14 protein-coding genes, 1 tRNA gene and 7 pseudogenes are annotated in these 16437 nt (G+C 35.9%); 9 read left to right on the forward strand and 13 right to left on the reverse strand.

The window, feature by feature from the left end; all coding sequences use genetic code 11:
- Nucleotides 1-453, forward strand: a pseudogene (locus tag M3183_RS22840) (helix-turn-helix domain-containing protein); the annotation flags it as partial.
- Here the strand turns inward: M3183_RS22840 and M3183_RS22845 are convergent.
- Nucleotides 454-1497 (reverse strand): annotated as a pseudogene (locus M3183_RS22845) (IS3 family transposase); the annotation flags it as partial.
- Between the two features lie 48 nt (nt 1498-1545).
- The gene (locus tag M3183_RS22850; protein WP_251473326.1) at nt 1546-1746 is read right to left on the reverse strand and encodes a hypothetical protein; all 201 of its coding nucleotides are present in this window, start codon (nt 1744-1746) and stop codon (nt 1546-1548) included.
- A gap of 699 nt (nt 1747-2445) precedes the next feature.
- On the opposite strand from M3183_RS22850, the gene M3183_RS22855 reads away from it, so the two are divergent.
- Both M3183_RS22855 and M3183_RS22860 read left to right on the forward strand, forming a co-directional pair.
- A complete protein-coding gene (locus M3183_RS22855) occupies nt 2446-2847 on the forward strand; it encodes a hypothetical protein (protein ID WP_251473329.1) in 402 nt (133 codons plus the stop codon).
- Nucleotides 2848-3090: 243 nt separating this feature from the next.
- Nucleotides 3091-3531 (forward strand): cell wall hydrolase, encoded by a 441-nt coding sequence (locus M3183_RS22860; RefSeq protein WP_251473332.1) that lies wholly within the window; start codon nt 3091-3093, stop codon nt 3529-3531.
- A gap of 44 nt (nt 3532-3575) precedes the next feature.
- Here the strand turns inward: M3183_RS22860 and M3183_RS22865 are convergent.
- From M3183_RS22865 to M3183_RS22875, 3 genes and pseudogenes are all read right to left on the reverse strand, one after another.
- A pseudogene (locus tag M3183_RS22865) lies at nt 3576-4495 on the reverse strand (IS3 family transposase); the annotation flags it as partial.
- Nucleotides 4496-4864: 369 nt separating this feature from the next.
- The gene (locus M3183_RS22870) at nt 4865-5434 is read right to left on the reverse strand and encodes a YitT family protein (RefSeq protein ID WP_251473336.1); all 570 of its coding nucleotides are present in this window, start codon (nt 5432-5434) and stop codon (nt 4865-4867) included.
- 1142 nt (nt 5435-6576) lie between these two features.
- Nucleotides 6577-6681: pseudogene (locus M3183_RS22875) on the reverse strand (DUF1657 domain-containing protein); the annotation flags it as partial.
- 119 nt (nt 6682-6800) lie between these two features.
- Here M3183_RS22875 and M3183_RS22880 point away from each other — a divergent pair.
- Nucleotides 6801-7357: pseudogene (locus M3183_RS22880) on the forward strand (recombinase family protein).
- 61 nt (nt 7358-7418) lie between these two features.
- Complete coding sequence (locus M3183_RS22885) at nt 7419-7571, forward strand: DUF4158 domain-containing protein (RefSeq protein WP_251473339.1); 153 nt, start codon at nt 7419-7421, stop codon at nt 7569-7571.
- Here the strand turns inward: M3183_RS22885 and M3183_RS22890 are convergent.
- Nucleotides 7545-7707, reverse strand: a pseudogene (locus M3183_RS22890) (Tn3 family transposase); the annotation flags it as partial. The gene M3183_RS22885 and the pseudogene M3183_RS22890 sit on opposite strands and share 27 nt — an antisense overlap.
- Nucleotides 7708-8382: 675 nt before the next feature.
- Here M3183_RS22890 and M3183_RS22895 point away from each other — a divergent pair.
- Together M3183_RS22895 and M3183_RS22900 are read left to right on the forward strand one after the other, a co-directional pair.
- Nucleotides 8383-8589 carry a hypothetical protein gene (locus M3183_RS22895; RefSeq protein WP_251473341.1) on the forward strand — a complete coding sequence of 69 codons (207 nt, stop codon included), beginning with the start codon at nt 8383-8385 and terminating at the stop codon, nt 8587-8589.
- Between the two features lie 82 nt (nt 8590-8671).
- Nucleotides 8672-9019 (forward strand): spore coat protein, encoded by a 348-nt coding sequence (locus tag M3183_RS22900; protein ID WP_251473345.1) that lies wholly within the window; start codon nt 8672-8674, stop codon nt 9017-9019.
- A gap of 514 nt (nt 9020-9533) precedes the next feature.
- Here M3183_RS22900 and M3183_RS22905 read toward each other — a convergent pair.
- From M3183_RS22905 to M3183_RS22920, 6 genes and pseudogenes are all read right to left on the reverse strand, one after another.
- Nucleotides 9534-10809: pseudogene (locus tag M3183_RS22905) on the reverse strand (glycosyl hydrolase family 18 protein).
- A gap of 748 nt (nt 10810-11557) precedes the next feature.
- Nucleotides 11558-11641, reverse strand: a complete 84-nt coding sequence (locus M3183_RS27490) for a hypothetical protein (RefSeq protein ID WP_396953754.1) — start codon at nt 11639-11641, stop codon at nt 11558-11560.
- Between the two features lie 121 nt (nt 11642-11762).
- Nucleotides 11763-11972 carry a hypothetical protein gene (locus M3183_RS22910; protein WP_251473347.1) on the reverse strand — a complete coding sequence of 70 codons (210 nt, stop codon included), beginning with the start codon at nt 11970-11972 and terminating at the stop codon, nt 11763-11765.
- 240 nt (nt 11973-12212) lie between these two features.
- Nucleotides 12213-12473: an anti sigma factor C-terminal domain-containing protein gene (locus M3183_RS27495; RefSeq protein ID WP_396953753.1), complete on the reverse strand. Its 261-nt coding sequence runs from the start codon at nt 12471-12473 to the stop codon at nt 12213-12215.
- Nucleotides 12474-12524: 51 nt separating this feature from the next.
- Nucleotides 12525-12743, reverse strand: coding sequence for an anti sigma factor C-terminal domain-containing protein (locus M3183_RS27500; RefSeq protein WP_396953755.1), 219 nt, complete (start codon nt 12741-12743; stop codon nt 12525-12527).
- Nucleotides 12744-13229: 486 nt separating this feature from the next.
- Nucleotides 13230-13409 carry a hypothetical protein gene (locus M3183_RS22920; RefSeq protein WP_251473349.1) on the reverse strand — a complete coding sequence of 60 codons (180 nt, stop codon included), beginning with the start codon at nt 13407-13409 and terminating at the stop codon, nt 13230-13232.
- 798 nt (nt 13410-14207) lie between these two features.
- Here M3183_RS22920 and M3183_RS22925 point away from each other — a divergent pair.
- Together M3183_RS22925 and M3183_RS22930 are read left to right on the forward strand one after the other, a co-directional pair.
- Entirely contained in the window at nt 14208-14534 is a 327-nt protein-coding gene (locus M3183_RS22925; RefSeq protein ID WP_251473350.1) for a hypothetical protein, read from the forward strand.
- Nucleotides 14535-14562: 28 nt separating this feature from the next.
- Nucleotides 14563-14636, forward strand: a tRNA-Gln gene (locus M3183_RS22930).
- Between the two features lie 502 nt (nt 14637-15138).
- Here the strand turns inward: M3183_RS22930 and M3183_RS22935 are convergent.
- Nucleotides 15139-15981 (reverse strand): hypothetical protein, encoded by an 843-nt coding sequence (locus M3183_RS22935; protein WP_251473352.1) that lies wholly within the window; start codon nt 15979-15981, stop codon nt 15139-15141.
- Between the last annotated feature and the right edge of the window lie 456 nt (nt 15982-16437).

The following is a 16437-nucleotide window of genomic DNA, read 5'->3' on the forward strand; positions in this document are numbered from 1 at the left end:
AACAATGAAAGAGTGGCTACTTCATTATAGACGAAAAGGATTTGAGGCATTAAAACCAAAGAAGCGTGGTGACAAAGGAAACTCTCGAAGGTTATCCCCCGATGACCAGGATCAAATCCTAGAAATATGAAAAAAAATCTCCAAATGCCAGTTAGCGTTTTCTACGAACAACTAATTGAGCATGGAGAAATCCCAAAAAACGAAATATCTTACTCTACTATAATCCGATTATTAAAAAAACACAACCTTGTAGGAAGACAAATATTAGCAACACCGGAGAGAAAAAGATTCTCTCATGAAAAAGTAAACGCGTTGTGGCAGGCGGATTTATCCCACGGACCGTTTGTTCAGGATAATGGGAAAAAGACCAAGACCTTTTTAATAGCCTATATTGATGACTGTTCCCGTCTTGTGCCATACGCGCAGTTCTTCTCGTCAGAGAAGTTTGATGGTGAAGTGGATAAAATTGTTAATCTCTTTCCTTGCTTCTCTTGGACTCTCGTAATCTTTTAAGTAAACCTCCTCATATTTAATCGTTCTCCATAACCTCTCTGTAACAATATTATCAAGGGCTCTTCCCTTGCCGTCCATGCTAATTCGGATGTCTTTGTCCAGCAGTAATCCGGTATATTGGGGACTGGTGAAATGGCTGCCCTGATCACTATTTAAGATCTCTGGCTGTCCCACCGACAGAGCCCGTTTCACTGCTACCAAGACAAAGTCAATCTCTAGTGTTTGGTCTAGCTCCCAGCTAACGACAAAGCGAGAATACCAGTCTATCAGAGCCACAAGATACATCCAGCCACGTTGGAGGCGAATATAGGTAATATCAATACTCCAGTCGTGATTAGGGTGGCTAATGGCCAAATTTCTAAGGAGATACGGATAGATCCGGTGCTCAAGATTGCGTTTACTAAGGTTAGGGCCAAGAGAAATCCCTGCAATGCCCATTTCCCTCATATGGCGTTGTACAGCCTTGCGATTAATATTTAATCCATTGTTGTTTAGAACAATAGTAATTCTCCTGGACCCAAAACAGGGATGCTTGGTATAAATTTCATCAATCTTGTGCTTGATAAATATTTCCTCAGGAGAAGGCTCGACGGGCTTATAATACAAGCTAGTACGATTGAGCCCAAGCAGCTGAGCCTGGGTATTGCCAGCTCTTTATCATCCCAATCAATCATTTGAATACACTCGGCCCTACTCCTTGATTCCAGATTTTTTTTTAAGCCACGACAATTGCGTGGTTAAACGGCCAACCTCGGCGTAGAGGTTTTCAATTTGATTTTCATATTCCGCCTTCATTTGATCCGCTTTTTTATTTTCTTTAGCGAAGATCAAAGGCATTTGTTCAAGAAATGCCTTTCTCCATTGTCTAATTTGATTGACGTGAATTTCATGAGATGAAGCGATTTCATTCATGGTTTTTTCTTCCTTTAGGACCTCTAGCACGATTTGAGATTTAAACTCTGGTGTGCATCGATTTCTTTTCATAAACCTACTTTAACATCTCCTCATTTCGTGTCTAGTTTCTTGGGTCCATTATACTTTTCCTGCTTGATTCATTGCTTTTTCGATGATTTCTACCACAAACGGATCTCGATTTTCCAACTCATTCAGTGTGACAGACCCATTCATTAGACTGTTGCAAATCTCATTTATATCTTCTTGAGCTGAGACTGGAACCAGGTTCCAGATCATCATTTTTTGAAGTTCGGTTGCTACTTTTGTTTCTTGATTCAAGAAAAACACAACCTTTCAGGAGATAGTCAATTTAGTGTTCGTTTTTAAAGTTTTTTTATTCACTAGTGACCTTTATTCCCTTTTATTTAGGTTACAGTAAAAATAATTTTGAGTTTTTCATTATACCACTCCAAAGTTTAACGTAAAATTTAATCATTTTTTAGCATATCTTTTTAATTGTTTTAGGATGACTGGTATTTTTTTGAGTGTGGCTTTTTAGCCCAGTCTTAAAATTCCTCACCCTAAAAGTTATTTAATATTTTTAGCCCCTTTTCTATAAATATCTTTACATCATTTTATTCAATATCTGCAAAATCAAATGGGAATTGTTATTTTACGCGGATTTAGGAAGCATATTCATAAGTTTATTATTAAATTTAAAGCGTACTGTTAAGTGTTTTATAGAAAGCTAAATCATTTTTATCTTTATTTTTTACTTCATTTGATCTCATGTAACACAACAATATCTAAATTTAAGAAACACACTTAAAAGTGCTATTTTGTTAAACTAACGTGCCCTGTTGAAGAAGAACTTTAATCAAAGACGAAATAATTGAAGATTTCTTTAGAAGTCGAATGGAAATACTATACTAATTCTTCCTTGGTTAACCGTACCTTTCCTAGGTAGGAGTGCATTTAAAAAATATTTCCCATCTGCAATATTTATGGTTACATTGACAAAAGCATTGGATATATTTGGTGAAAATGAAAAATGGTGGAGATTTTATAAAGGGATTCCCCCCCTTAAATAGCATGAATTTTTTTAATTTTGGTCCTTACTTGGTCACTAGCCTTTGGATGTTAAAAATGACTTTTAGTAAATTTCCATTGTATTTAATTTCTAATACTATACTTCACATTTTATTTACCTTCCTAGGATTAAAATATTTAAAAAGTTATAAAATAGCTTCCTTAGTAAAATTAACAAGAATTCAATACATAGCAATTAACTTTTTAAGAGCATTATTTCTTTATGGTTTTCAATACATTAATGATTTTAGTCATAGTAAAAAAGCGCTTTTTAACAAATTATCAAATTGTGAATTTATAGCAAAATGGCGGGAATTTTTAAAAACTAAAACGGTTGCACTATATATATAAAATCTTATACATATAAAGCTTTACTTTAGCCATTTTTATTTAGTAAGTACTACAGAAAGTAACGGGGTGCATTAGTTTAAGATTGAGCTGCCAGGTTTGGGGCTTTTTCTTATTGCACTAAATAAGCAGTTGAATAAAGGTATAAAAAGAATGCCATAGTTTTCATTTTACTTAAAAACTGTAAGCTTTAAAAACTAAGCATGAATGTAGGCTTTTTTCATACTATATTTTGGGGGTGGAAAAATGCCAAGAGTAAATTATCGAAGTTATGAAGTGGACGAAATGGCAAGAATGATGAGAGCAGAAGCTGAAGGTGAAGGAAAACAAGGAATGTTATATGTTGGAAATGTAATAATAAATCGTGTTGTAGCACAATGCTTAGATTTCAAAGGTGTAACCACTGTTCATGATGTAATATTTCAAGTACAAGGAGGAAATTTTTCTTTTGAAGCAGTGCAAAAAGGGAATGTATTTTATCAAAGATCAAGAACTTCTGAAAGAAGATTAGCACAAAAAAATATAAATGGTTGGAGAGATCACCCGGCGAAATTTGCACTATGGTATTTTAATCCACATGGTCCATGTCCTCCAACATGGTACGGTCAACCTCATACTGGTCAATTTAAAGAACATTGTTTTTATGAACCAAAACCCGGAACATGTGATAGTGTTTATAAGGGTTAAGCTTACTCTTTAGTAAGCTTTTAAAGTGGACCCCTTCGTCAAACAATATTATCAAGGGCTCTTCCCTTACCGTCCATGCTAATTCGGATGTCTTTGTCCAGCAGTAATCCAGTATATTGGGGACTGGCGAAATGGCTGCCCTGATCACTATTTAAGATCTCTGGCTGTCCCACCGACAGAGCCCGTTTCACTGCTTCCAAGACAAAGTCAATCTCTAGGTGTTTGGTCTAGCTCCCAGCTAACGACAAAGCGAGAATACCAGTCTATCAGAGCCACAAGATACATCCAGCCACGTTGGAGGCGAATATAGGTAAATCAATACCCCAGACGTGATTAGGGTGGCTAATGGCCAAATTTCTAAGGAGATACGGATAGATCCGGTGCTCAAGATTGCGTTTACTAAGGTTAGGGCCAAGAGAAATCCCTGCAATGCCCATTTCCCTCATATGGCGTTGTACAGCCTTGCGATTAATATTTAATCCATTGTTGTTTAGAACAACAGTAATTCGCCTGGACCCAAAATAGGGATGCTTGGTATAAATTTCATCAATCTTGTGCTTGATAAATAAGGCTTATAATACAAGCTAGTACGATTGACCCCAAGCAGCTGAGCCTGGGTAGTGATTGGCAGCTCTTTATCATCCCAATCAATCATTTGAATACGCTCGGCCCTACTCCTTGATTCCAGATTTTTTTTAAGCCACGACAATTGCGTGGTTAAACGGCCAACCTCGGCGTAGGGGTTTTCAATTTGATTTTCATATTCCGCCTTCATTTGATCCGCTTTTTTATTTTCTTTAGCGAAGATCACAGGCATTTGTTCAAGAAATGCATTTCTCCATTGTCTAATTTGATTGACGTGAATTCCATGAGATGAAGCGATTTCATTCATGGTTTTTTCTTCCTTTAGGACCTCTAGCACGATTTGAGATTTAAACTCTGGTGTGTATCGATTTCTTTTCATAAACCTACTTTAACATCTCCTCATTTCGTGTCTAGTTTCTTGGGTCCATTATAATCATTCTTTTTTACAAATTATCAAACTTTATTTTAAAGTTACAGTAAGAGCAAAGGTGCACACATTAGAATAAGATTTCTATAGGGGACTTTACCTTGTAAAAGAGTAAGGATTTTCATGGGAGAAATAATCAAAAGCTAAATATCCTTAGCGTAAGGATACTTAGCTTTTTTTATTTGTATGATTTTGCTTAGCGCGCGAAATGCAGTTTGTTGGCTGCACCTCTGCATAAAAAAACACGGCGTTCCAAGGCAAATATGTATAGAGACAAATATAATGAGTTACAACCTTCTACTTAATTATCCCTAATTTAAATTAATCCCCTTCGATTAAGGAAATTGTTAGACCTACAGCGGCAATGGCCATGCATGAATAAAGAAAACTGTCTAATTCCAGTACGGTAAAACCCGCCAAAACAATGAGTCCATCAATGAATATAATTACCAGTGCTATATTTAAGGAAAAGGTTTTGGAAATGATTTTAGCAAGTAAGTCAGTTCCTCCAGCGCTAGTCTTATATCGAAACATTAAACCTACACCCGTTCCAATAATTATTCCGCCTATTAATGCACTGCCAAGGTGGGAGGTAGAGAATTGAGAACGAAGAGGCGCAAGTAAATCAATGAACAAGGATGAGATCAACAGCCCCTGTAAACTGCTAAATAAATACCCCCTTTCATTCATTGATGCGAATATACAAATAGGGAGACTCAAAGCCACCAATGTTATTCCTGTCTGAAAATCAAAGTAATAATGAAGTATTAATGCAATTCCAAGAATTCCACCGTCAATTAAATGGTTAGGCATGAGAAAACCATTTACCCCAATTCCTACTAGTAAGCTTCCAATGATAGTGGCCAAAAATTTTTGAAAAATAACAATCACCTTGTCCTGTCCTTTTACTCTAATAATATGTTGTCATCTTAAAGTTAAGAATGTAGTAAAAAAGTTAGATAGGCAGAGGAATAAATAAAAGATCTAAAATGAAGATAATAGATTTATGGATAATTAGTTTTTCTTCGGGAATACTTTATTTTTTGGGGATCATACCCTCCAATTCCCCATTTTATACAGCATTAGGGTTTTCCGGTAATTTATAATTATCAGTAAACTCTAATGCATGACCGGGTTCCTTCAAATAAAAGGAAAAACCATATTTGGTGGGACAAAAGAAGATTGAATTGTTACATAACCCTTCTTCCAAGACTTACCCATGAGCGCACAAGGAAATCTGCTCATTATCCGGATATCAACGCATTGTGAAAACAACAATTTTCCATTTGACGAGGCCAAAGGTTTTAAGGTCCGCTTTAATATACCTTCAGAAATTTTAAAAAGCATTTATGGTAGTAAGTTAAGACAAGTCAGATCATTTTTTGATATCAGTGTTGTATTGCCTTTCCAAAAATATCTATTGCAACAGGTACATCTCCTCATAACCTTCAAAAGAGGACAACACCCCATTTAACTTTTATTTTTTATAAGCCATTTTATGAACATATTTCAAAAGGTAGTGTCAGCGACTTGGGCGTTGCTCCAATAAAGTTTGGTATATTCCTCTAAGACTTTAGGGTAACATTCTGGACAGTACCGTCCACTAAGACGAAATGAACCCCTGGGTAATACCGAAAGTTGGCTTTTCCAGAAATAATATTCACAGGAAATGCATATTTCCATGTTCTTTTTCTTCAAAAAAACAGCCCTATTAAATTCATTGGATAGACCTCGATCTATAATACGTTCCGCGACTGTCCTAAGGATAGGCACTTTTACCAAGATTCCCCGAATTGGTTTATCCACAACTCTTCACCGAATCTTCATCTTAAAAGTAAAGGCAGCTCAAAAAAACAACCAACCTTTTTCAACGACATTAAATTGTGGTATTAACAATTAGGAGTATGTGTTGTTTAATATATATATTCACCGCTTAATATAGAGTGGTGGAGACTCTATATTAACGATTTAATAAAGAACTTTATGTAGCCATGAAAATTCTTACTTTTTATATACATCAAAACATTTCTCCATTATTGTTGTTTATATTGAGGTTCTTCTTGTTGCATCTGTTGCGTACGTTGGGTGATTTGATCAACGATTTGTTGTGTTTGTTGTGCAGCTTTGGTGTGAATAGTAATATTTTGTCTGCCAATCTAGTATTAATCACGTAACAAAAATATGTAACAAAATATTCTGTAACAATATTAATTGTTTGGTAGTTTTGGTACAATTATGCTGAAAGGTGAGGGTGTAAATGAAATTTGGTTACATGCGCGTTTCTACCATTGATCAAAATTTGGATCGCCAAAAAAGCAACTTGAAGAATTTGGGTGTGAACGTATCTTTTTTGAAAAAGTCACAGGAACGAAACGGGATCCGCCAGAGTTGAACCGTATGTTAGAGTTTCTTCGACCAGAAGACACTGTTGTTGTAACGGATTTAACTCGCTTATCCCGTTCCACAAAGGATCTGATTGAGATTACATAACTCATTGCCCAAAAAGGGGCGCATTTAAAAAGTTTAAAGGAGTCTTGGCTGGACACAACAACAGCTCACGGAAAAATGTTGTTTACTATTTTTGCTGGAATTGTACAATTTGAGAGAGATCTCACTTCCGAACGAACAAAGGAAGGTATTTTAGCTGCAAAAAAACGGGGCAAATTTCCTGGAAGACCAAAAGCTGATGAGGAAAAGATCAGTTATGCCCTATATCTCATAGATCAGGGGATGAGCCGGACAGATGCTGCCGAAAAGGCTGGGATTTCCCGTATGACTCTATATCGTAAGCTGCAAAGGGAGGGGAAAAGTTGAAAAGGAATTGGGAATTAGATGAACTAATTGATCACTTTATCCTCAGTCTGATGAACAAGAGTTGATTCAACTAAAAAGAGGAAACACAAAGCTGGGATTTGCTGTCATGTTTAAGTTTTTCCAATACGAAGCTAGGTTCCCTCATACTAAAAGTGAGATATCTAGAACAGTTATCGAATACATCGCAAGACGCTACCTCAGAAGAAGAGCATGATTTTAATTGAGAGTAGATATTTAGCCACATGCCAGTAAATCATTACACCTCTGCCCCTATACCGAATATGCCATTCAGCCATTAGATTTTGGTCCCACGCACCAAATTTCTTGGAATCGGAAGCACAGGAAGTTGTTCCTTCTCACCATATATCTGTCATTTTATTCTATCACGCTGAATGCTCATGAATTCTGCTGTCGTATCTGGTTGATAAAAAGAAGATCCTTAAATTCGAAATCAAAGGTAATGACACTGAGAATTCAACAGATGAGGATGGAATCGCAATGGTTTCATCCTTTTATTAGAATATAAATAAAGGGATTGTGAAGGATGGTACTTAAACAATTCAGCAGATATCAATTTTCTTGGAGAATATTCCTTCTTCGTACAAGAACAAACATTGCACTTTTTAGAAATAGTAGATGCTTAGATTTATGTAAGGAAGTGCTCATATACGTTACCAGTTACGGAGCTTCCTGATAACCTAATGAGCATAGCCCGTTATTAAGAGAAGGATTTTCTAATTGATTATATCCAAAGCCTCTAATTTGTATTTGATTAATATGAAATCACCCCCGATATGTTATTAGCAATACGGGAAGCGCTCCATACTTTTTTGATGTGAATGTGTAAATTATATAATGTTTATCGAGGCCAGCAGGAATACAACAGCAGCCCCCTCAACATATCATTCCAATGCCGACATATAATATTGCAGATTCTTTAATTTAGGCTTTATTTCAGCATATTTATATCAGTTTTGTGGCAATCTAATCAAAGATTAAAACATTTTCAACGAGGAGGGCATATAATGCAACAACAGCGGACGAGTATAGATAATCAACAAGCTGTAATGACGGAACCGCCTGAAATAATGTCAACAAAGGATCATCTTTATCTAACGGATATGTTAAGTTGGAATTTACTTGCGATGAAAAAAATTCATTTTTTCGCTCAACAATCTCAAAATCCGCATGTAAAGGCAGCGCTTGAACAAGCTGGACTAATGCACGATTGACACTATCAACAGCTGCTTCAACAGATGCAACAGTATTTGAATCAACCTTCACAAAGTATGAGTCAATAAGGAGGAGACTATAGTGAACAAAAATATTCCAAACGGGATTAAAAATCCTCAAACACCAGTTCCTAAGACGCCACAAATGAACGATAGAGATTTTCTAAACGATGCCTTAACTACGGAAAAATATTTAACATCCTCGTACTCGGTTGCGTTGAAAGAAGCAAGCCATGAATCGTTGTATCGTACAATTGCGTCTGTTTGCCAAGAAACGGAAAACTGTCAGCGCGATCTATATAACTTAATGTTTAAAAACGGTTGGTACGGTTTTGTCAAAGAAAGTCCACAAAATATTCAACAATCCGTTCAGCAATTTTCTAACTACTTGCAAAGTCAAGATCCTTATATAGGAAATTCAATTCAATAAATAAGCGTAATCTTTAGCATTTAAGAAAAAAGAAGTCATTCTAACGAGGAATGGCTTCTCAGGCTGTTAGCTTTGCACTGCAAACATGAGTTTTTCATCACTGCATCTTGGTTATGTGAGTCCTCTCAGGTTGTTAGGATTATTTTTTAATCTATTCGACCCCATGCCCATCAAGGTATATTTTTGAAATACCCTCAAAGCTATGAAAATTCATATAAATAAAAGATATCAAGAAAGACCATCAACAAAAAGTAGATGGTCTACCAAACCTGCCCCGTCAGCTTTACAAGAAATAATCCTGCATTATAACAACGGGATTTATATCAAACTTTAATACAAATTATCAATCTTTATTAGTAACGATTAGACTTTCTTATAAATCATCAAAATTTATTCAAAATGCACATCAGCAGGACATTGGTACTATTTTTTTATATGTTTATTTTAGAAAAATGATCGATCCATTTTTATTCTAATAAAATTAGCTGTGAAAAATTCATAGCCATCATTTTATTTAAGTCGGTCGCTTCACTACTTCAAAATTATCGACAAGCAACAACCAATTTTGCGGAAATGCTATACCAAGCTTCCAATAGCTCATACCCCTTAGCCTTAATTCTTTCATTAGATTAAACTTCGCTTGAATTGAGCGTGCATCCTCAAACCAAACTTCATGTCTTTTTCCGTCCTGATCAACATAATTAAAATACGGTGCCTGAGCTTGATAATCATATTGGATTGGGACATTATGCTCTGCGGCAAGTTGAATAGCCTGCTGGGGACTAACGACTTTTGCAGTCGTACCCTGAACAAACGGCAATGTCCAGTCATAGCCGTATAAATTTTGTCCCATTACTATTTTAGAAGATGGCATCTCCGTGATAGCATATTCCAATACCTCTCTTACAGGCCCAATTGGAGACACTGCCATAGGAGGGCCTCCACTATAACCCCATTCATATGTCATAATTACGACAAAATCAACGATTTCTCCGTGGGCTTTATAATCGTGAGCTTCATACCATCGGCCCTTTTGTTCGGCGCTTGTTTTTGGAGCAAGAGCTGTTGAAATAAGCCATCCTTCCCTTTTAAACCGATCGCGTGTTTTACGTAAAAAACGGTTGTACGCTTCTCGGTCTTCAGGACGTAAGTATTCAAAGTCAAAGTGAATATCACGGAACCCATATTTCTTTGCAGCAGCTACGATGTTATTGATAAAATATATCATTCAATAGGATTCGACCCAGTTCATCACTGAATCCGTCGGCTTCCTGATTTGTAATCACCATCATCAGTACATTATTATTGGCGCTGGCAATAGCAGGGAAATTATTTAGAAGTGGCTCTTTAAGGTTACCGTCTCGCAGTGCCTGAAAGCTAAAGGGCGCTAAATAGGTTAAATACGGAGCAGCTTTCCTGGCACTGCTTTCTAACTCTGGAGAAACAGACGTACCCCTTGGTTCCACATAGGCGTTAAATTCAGCCCTAACCTTTGGACGTGGCGGGATATAAAGACGAAACCCAATCTGAAGAGGCTGATTAATACTAATACGGTTAACAGTAGCCAACTCTTGAACGGATATATTAAATTTCTGGGAGATCGACCATAAGCTGTCACCCGGCTGAACCCAGTAAAAGTTTCCTATTATAGGAATGACTATCGTTTGACCTGGAACGAGGTTATTTGGATTCGGAATTTCGTTTGTTTCGATAAGAGCATTTACCGTAGTCCCATATGTTTGCGCAATAAAAGTTAATGTTTGGTTTCGTTGGACTACATGGATTTGCATTTTTCTTCCCTCCCTGAGAAATGAACGTTACAGACATCATATGACAAACCATAAAAAATAATCACCGTTTTGAGGTTTCGTAACAACGTTATTATGTAGTGGATTTTTCGCTTCGAAGGTGGAGTCTTTCATGATTTTAAGACAAGTATATTAAAAAGCTCTTATTATTGTTTTTAATTTCAGAAATGTTTGTTCGGTTTTTCAAGAGTGAGTTTTAGATGGTAATTTTCAATGGAAGGGATAAAGTAAGTGGATTTAATTAAAATAGACAAATGCCTCCCCCAAGGAGGAAAATAGCAATTTCAAAATACTTTAGTTTTATAAGCTCGAAACATTAATTATGGATAAAGGGAGGCTAATTAAAGTGGACCCCTTCGTCAAGACACTAATTTAAAATATTTAAGGTGGGTCAGAATCCATTATTGGATATCTGCTTTTAGGAGCCAGAGGTGCTCACTGGGGTTCATCAATCTTGTGCTTGATAAATATTTCCTCAGGAGAAGGCTCGACGGGCTTATAATACAAGCTAGTACGATTGAGCCCAAGCAGCTGAGCCTGGGTAGTGATTGGCAGCTCTTTATCATCCCAATCAATCATTTGAATACGCTCGGCCCTACTCCTTGATTCCAGATTTTTTTAAGCCACGACAATTGCGTGATTAAACGGCAAACCTCGGCGTAGAGGTTTTCAATTTGATTTTCATATTCCGCCTTCATTTGATCCGCTTTTTTATTTTCTTTAGCGAAGATCAAGGCATTTGTTCAAGAAATGCATTTCTCCATTGTCTAATTTGATTGACGTGAATTCCATGAGATGAAGCGATTTCATTCATGGTTTTTTTCTTCCTTTAAGACCTCTAGCACGATTTGAGATTTAAACTCTGGTGTGTATTGATTTCTTTTCATAAACCTACTTTAACATCTCCTCATTTCGTGTCTAGTTTCTTGGGTCCATTATAATACTCCTAATCCAACAACTCCAATTAATAAAATTAAAGAAATTGTCGGTATACCAAGCTCTGTTCCCCAACTTAATTGCACATCCCTTGTTGCAATAAAAGAAGCAGAGGCTTTAATTGAGTCGGACAATTGTTGTATTGAATAAACAATTATTCCGGTAATAATTGCCTGTGCTATAAGAAAATAATCTAATGCATCTCGCATTTTTTTCTCCTTTATTTTTAAATTTAAATATCAACCACTTATGTCCAATATACTACCAATATTAACATAAGTATCCTGCATAAAATTACCCTTTAAAAGAAAAGTAGGCGCAATCCTTACAGAAAAACGCCCTTTTCTGGAACAACTCTATTGACATTATACATCTAATTATTTACTTTTGGTTTTGTTTTCCATAGTGGTCCCTCATCTTCGAATCGTTTCCGTACCCCTACAATACCATTAATATTTATCGATCGTAGCACCGAGAACAGAAGCGCGAATGAAAGGAATGTCTTGAAAACGCCTAAGCTCTTCAGCTGTTCCCGTCACAACAGCCCCGTTATATCGAATCTCCCCTTCAGTGGAACGGGTGTTGTCCTCAATTCCATTTAAAGCTTCGTTGACTAGACTTTTACGGTATCCCTTTTTCTTTAATTCTTTCAGTGTTCTCATATTCATGTTGGTTGGAATAAGGCTCTTGAGGATTAATATCAAATCCAAAAGCCCCACCGCCACCTTTTGTTTTTAGACTATCACTATCCAGTTCGTCCTTCATTCTACGATTTGAGCTTTTGATGACGTATCTCCCCATAACCAAATCACATTTTTATAACCTATTTGCTTGGAAACCTCAGCCAAGGTCATTGGCTTATCAAAGGAAATTGCTACTTCAATTAACTTATTTTTATCTAAATCAGTAGCAATATCGAGTTCATGGGGTAAATAATCGTATCTTAAACCAGGATAATAAAAATCAATTTTTCGTTCAATGAGCCCTTAAATGCAGAAATAGCACAATTCTTATTCCTGAATTGCGCCTGATTCTTAAATAAGTTACTGCATACTCGTTTCGTATTGTTCATGAAATGTCTTATTCTGATAAAGAAAATAAATTCGTAGACAGGTTCCGCTAAAAAAATGTTAAAAAATACCATTATTGTGAATCCATTTTCAATTGGGTAGAATAATAACATCTATTGAATGTTTTAAATGTTTCTTCTCCTTGAAATATTTTTCTTTAATGCTAATCACGAGTGGGAGGGATTATTAATGCAACAGGAGGACATAAAGAAAAAACAGAAACAGTTAAAAACAGTTCGTCTAAATCATAGAGGTTCCAGAAAATATTAGAGAAGAGTTTCGGAATGCAGTTGAAAAAAACGGTAAAACCATGACCGAAGTTTTAACGCTATATATGCAAAGAAATAGGCAAAGACATCGGCAAAATATTGCACTCTAAGGTATTAAATTATTATTTTATCGTATCTGATTCCATACCCTTTCCAGATTTAATAGGACATAAACCTTGTCACCATGTATCTCCTTATGTATGATAAGATTTTCAAAAGATTGATCCATCTGTTCCCGTTCGTACTTATGACGTGCTCTAAGGTCCAATCCCATCAAATTTTCAAATCTTTCTTTAGAATTTCTCATATCCATTCACCTCAATAATCGATAGAACTAATTCCGGCTAATCAGACATTTGCGGGTTCGTTTCAAATCAACTGCCACATTCTTTATTTGCTTGTTCTTTCTGTTAGGCAAATTGATTTTTTGTCTTTCGTCCCTGGTGGTTGCTCTAACCACCCATTTTGAATCTATGATTGCTCCACATTGGCATATTGTACAGGTTTTAAAAGATAGTGTTCATTATTTTAGGTCGCTTTATTGACCTGCTGTTGCATATATACTTTTGCAAATAACCAATATATTATGACAGAAATCCAAGGGAGTAATGTTCTTTTGGCTTTTTTATATTTCTTTCAACATTCCTACGCAGTAGGTTAGGAAGCCACAATTTTTCAATTAATCATTTCTAAGTTGTAAATACTATTTATGGTTGATCCGAACAAAAAATCAACAAAGATTTGCCAAATAAAAAAGGGGTGAGAAAATGCCTGATAAAAATATGTGTTCACTATATGGAATCAATGATGATTATACACAAAGTATTTAAAGATAAGAGGAAAGAAATCATTGCTATTATTTCAGAATTATCCCCTATAAAACAACAACAAGTCATCAAAAACTTAGATGAATTAATAAAAATAACAATATCAGCTTGTCACAATTAAATTTTAGGAGTATTTTAACATCTAGTTAAAAAATTTCCTTGCCTCCTTTATTTCAAGTGTGGAGGAATTACTTTTGTATAAATCCCCTAAATTTACACAGATTAAGCATGTTGATATTTTATATCAACTACAAATATCTTTTCGGGGGTAGTTATTTATGACACAACAACAACAGCAACAACAAATGCAACAAGCTATTCAAGCTGCTCAACAAGCTCAACAGGCTGTTCAAGCTGCTTCTCAATCAAGTGCAAATCCACAACAATTACAACAAGCACAACAACAACTTCAACAAGCGCAACAACAATTGCAACAGGTTCAAAACCAAGCAGGGGCTCAAGCTACTGCACAACAACAACAACAATTACAACAAGCACAACAGCAGATTCAACAGGCTCAACAACAAGTTCAGCAAGCACAAGCTACAGCTCAAGTACAACAAAATTCAGGGCAACAACAAAATCAACAAAACCGTTATCAATAATAGTTATCCCCTGCAAAGGGGATTTTGTTGGACTATAGCCAAGTGGTAAGGCAACAGACTTTGACTCCGTGATCGTTGGTTCGAATCCAGCTAGTCCAGCCAAAATTTCGCCGTAAATTTAACTTTATGGAGTGAGCAAAAACAACCAACCAAACTCATGAGATTAAGGAATTGGCGTTTGTTCGTTTTTTATCATTTTACAGTTTTTATTCATCATTGAAACATCCCTAATGGCTTTACATAAAAAAAGTAGGGTTTTACGCAACATCTCATTTAAAAAGGGCCCCCTATTTTGTCTTTTAGTGGATTCTATTCTCTTTAACAATATGGAACTTAATGTAAAGAAAGAGCACAATTATGGAACTTAATGTAAAGAAAGAGCACAATTCTTACTGCAAAATTGCGCCCGTTTATTGAGCATCGGCATCACTCCATGCTCAGCAAGTAAAGTCTCCATTAGCTTAATACTTTCTCACAACGTTTCCGTATTCATAACCCTCACCGACTGACGCCCTGAAAAGGCGATTGCGATGTGTTTAGGAACATAAGAACCGAGTATGTTACCACTTCGATCTTTCGTTTTTCTAGATAACTGTTAAAATATTCAATCTAACAATTTCAAATCTGCAGTTATTTCTACCGACATTCCTTCATGAAGATATGTATTACTTACCGTAGCCATATCTTCTAGTGAACCAATTTCAATTGGTTTTATCAAAATCTGTTTAATTCTTTCATCATCCGTATTTATGATTATTCTCGCTTCACTTTGATTTTCAAACCGATTATGCTTAATTACTAATTCCATAGGTGGTCTCTGTCCAAAATCCCACCAACCATATTCACCGTATTTATAAAAATCAATATAGGAAACGCGTGTAATGATTATTTCTTCTCTATTTAGTCCCAATGCCATAAGGGCATTGATAATTCTTTGTTCAAACTCCTTGTAATCGTGTATAAAAATAACAGCAGGCTTATCTTTTTGATCTAATTTCTCTACTTCTTGAGGATCCAGATTATCCACAAAATCTCTAAAATATGATGCTGGTACCGTTGCTGTTAATCTGTGTTTTCCCTCTTCTTTTGGGCAATCAAACATACTTTGCTTTAAAATATAAAAGCAAAAACATGGCAACTCCATATTCCTAGATCTCTTCAAGTAAACACGTTGTCCAATAGGGATACGCACCAGATCAGGATATTCTTTATATTTCTGATTCAATTCAGTCATATGGTCAATATCAAACATATGAAATGTTGCCATTGTTCCTTCTAATTTGTCTCCGCGCCCCTCGCCTTTTTCAAGAGCATACTGAACCCAAGAGCTTGGTGTACTAAATTTGATTTCACCTTTTTTTAATAAAGTTTCAGCATATTTTTGAGTAGTGCAGCGAAATACTGAAATAAAGTTTTCGGGTTCTGCCCATACACCTTTCTCTTCCACTCTATGAGTCCTCCTTATATTTGAAACAAAAAACCTTTAATAGCAATAGGTCTAGAACGACAACGAGCAAGATTGGGAATATTTAAATATTTGTGAATTGATTTAACTATTCTGCCCTTTCCTTCAATATTAGTCTAATCAATAACGCCTCAAATTTCCAGACAAAAAAGTAAAGGAGCCTCAAGGCACCTAAAAGTAACGCCTATCAGGAAGATGTGGTGCTATTAGATTTTGGCTGATCAAATATTAGCTGAAATCGGAACGAATATAAAGAAATGTTTCCCTCTTTGATAAGCAGAGACAGCAATCCTCTGTTCGGCATTCTTTACGACGATTAGAAAGTTTAGGATACACAGTTACGTTACAAGAACCAGAAGTATCTTAGTCTATTCAACTCGAATCTAAAAATCCAAGATCAGGCGCTCTCCCCTTTTTTTAAAACGATTGGGCCACGTC

The sequence above is a fragment of the Neobacillus mesonae genome, assembly GCF_023715155.1.
Classification (GTDB): domain Bacteria; phylum Bacillota; class Bacilli; order Bacillales; family Cytobacillaceae; genus Neobacillus; species Neobacillus mesonae_A.

Coding starts and splice junctions, on each gene's coding strand:
- M3183_RS22925 (WP_251473350.1), top strand. CDS start 14,208: ATGACACAACAACAACAGCAACAACAAATGCAACAAGCTATTCAAGCT.
- M3183_RS22860 (WP_251473332.1), top strand. CDS start 3,091: ATGCCAAGAGTAAATTATCGAAGTTATGAAGTGGACGAAATGGCAAGA.
- M3183_RS22920 (WP_251473349.1), bottom strand. CDS start 13,409: ATGAGAAATTCTAAAGAAAGATTTGAAAATTTGATGGGATTGGACCTT.
- M3183_RS27490 (WP_396953754.1), bottom strand. CDS start 11,641: ATGAATGAAATCGCTTCATCTCATGGAATTCACGTCAATCAAATTAGA.
- M3183_RS22910 (WP_251473347.1), bottom strand. CDS start 11,972: ATGCGAGATGCATTAGATTATTTTCTTATAGCACAGGCAATTATTACC.
- M3183_RS22895 (WP_251473341.1), top strand. CDS start 8,383: ATGCAACAACAGCGGACGAGTATAGATAATCAACAAGCTGTAATGACG.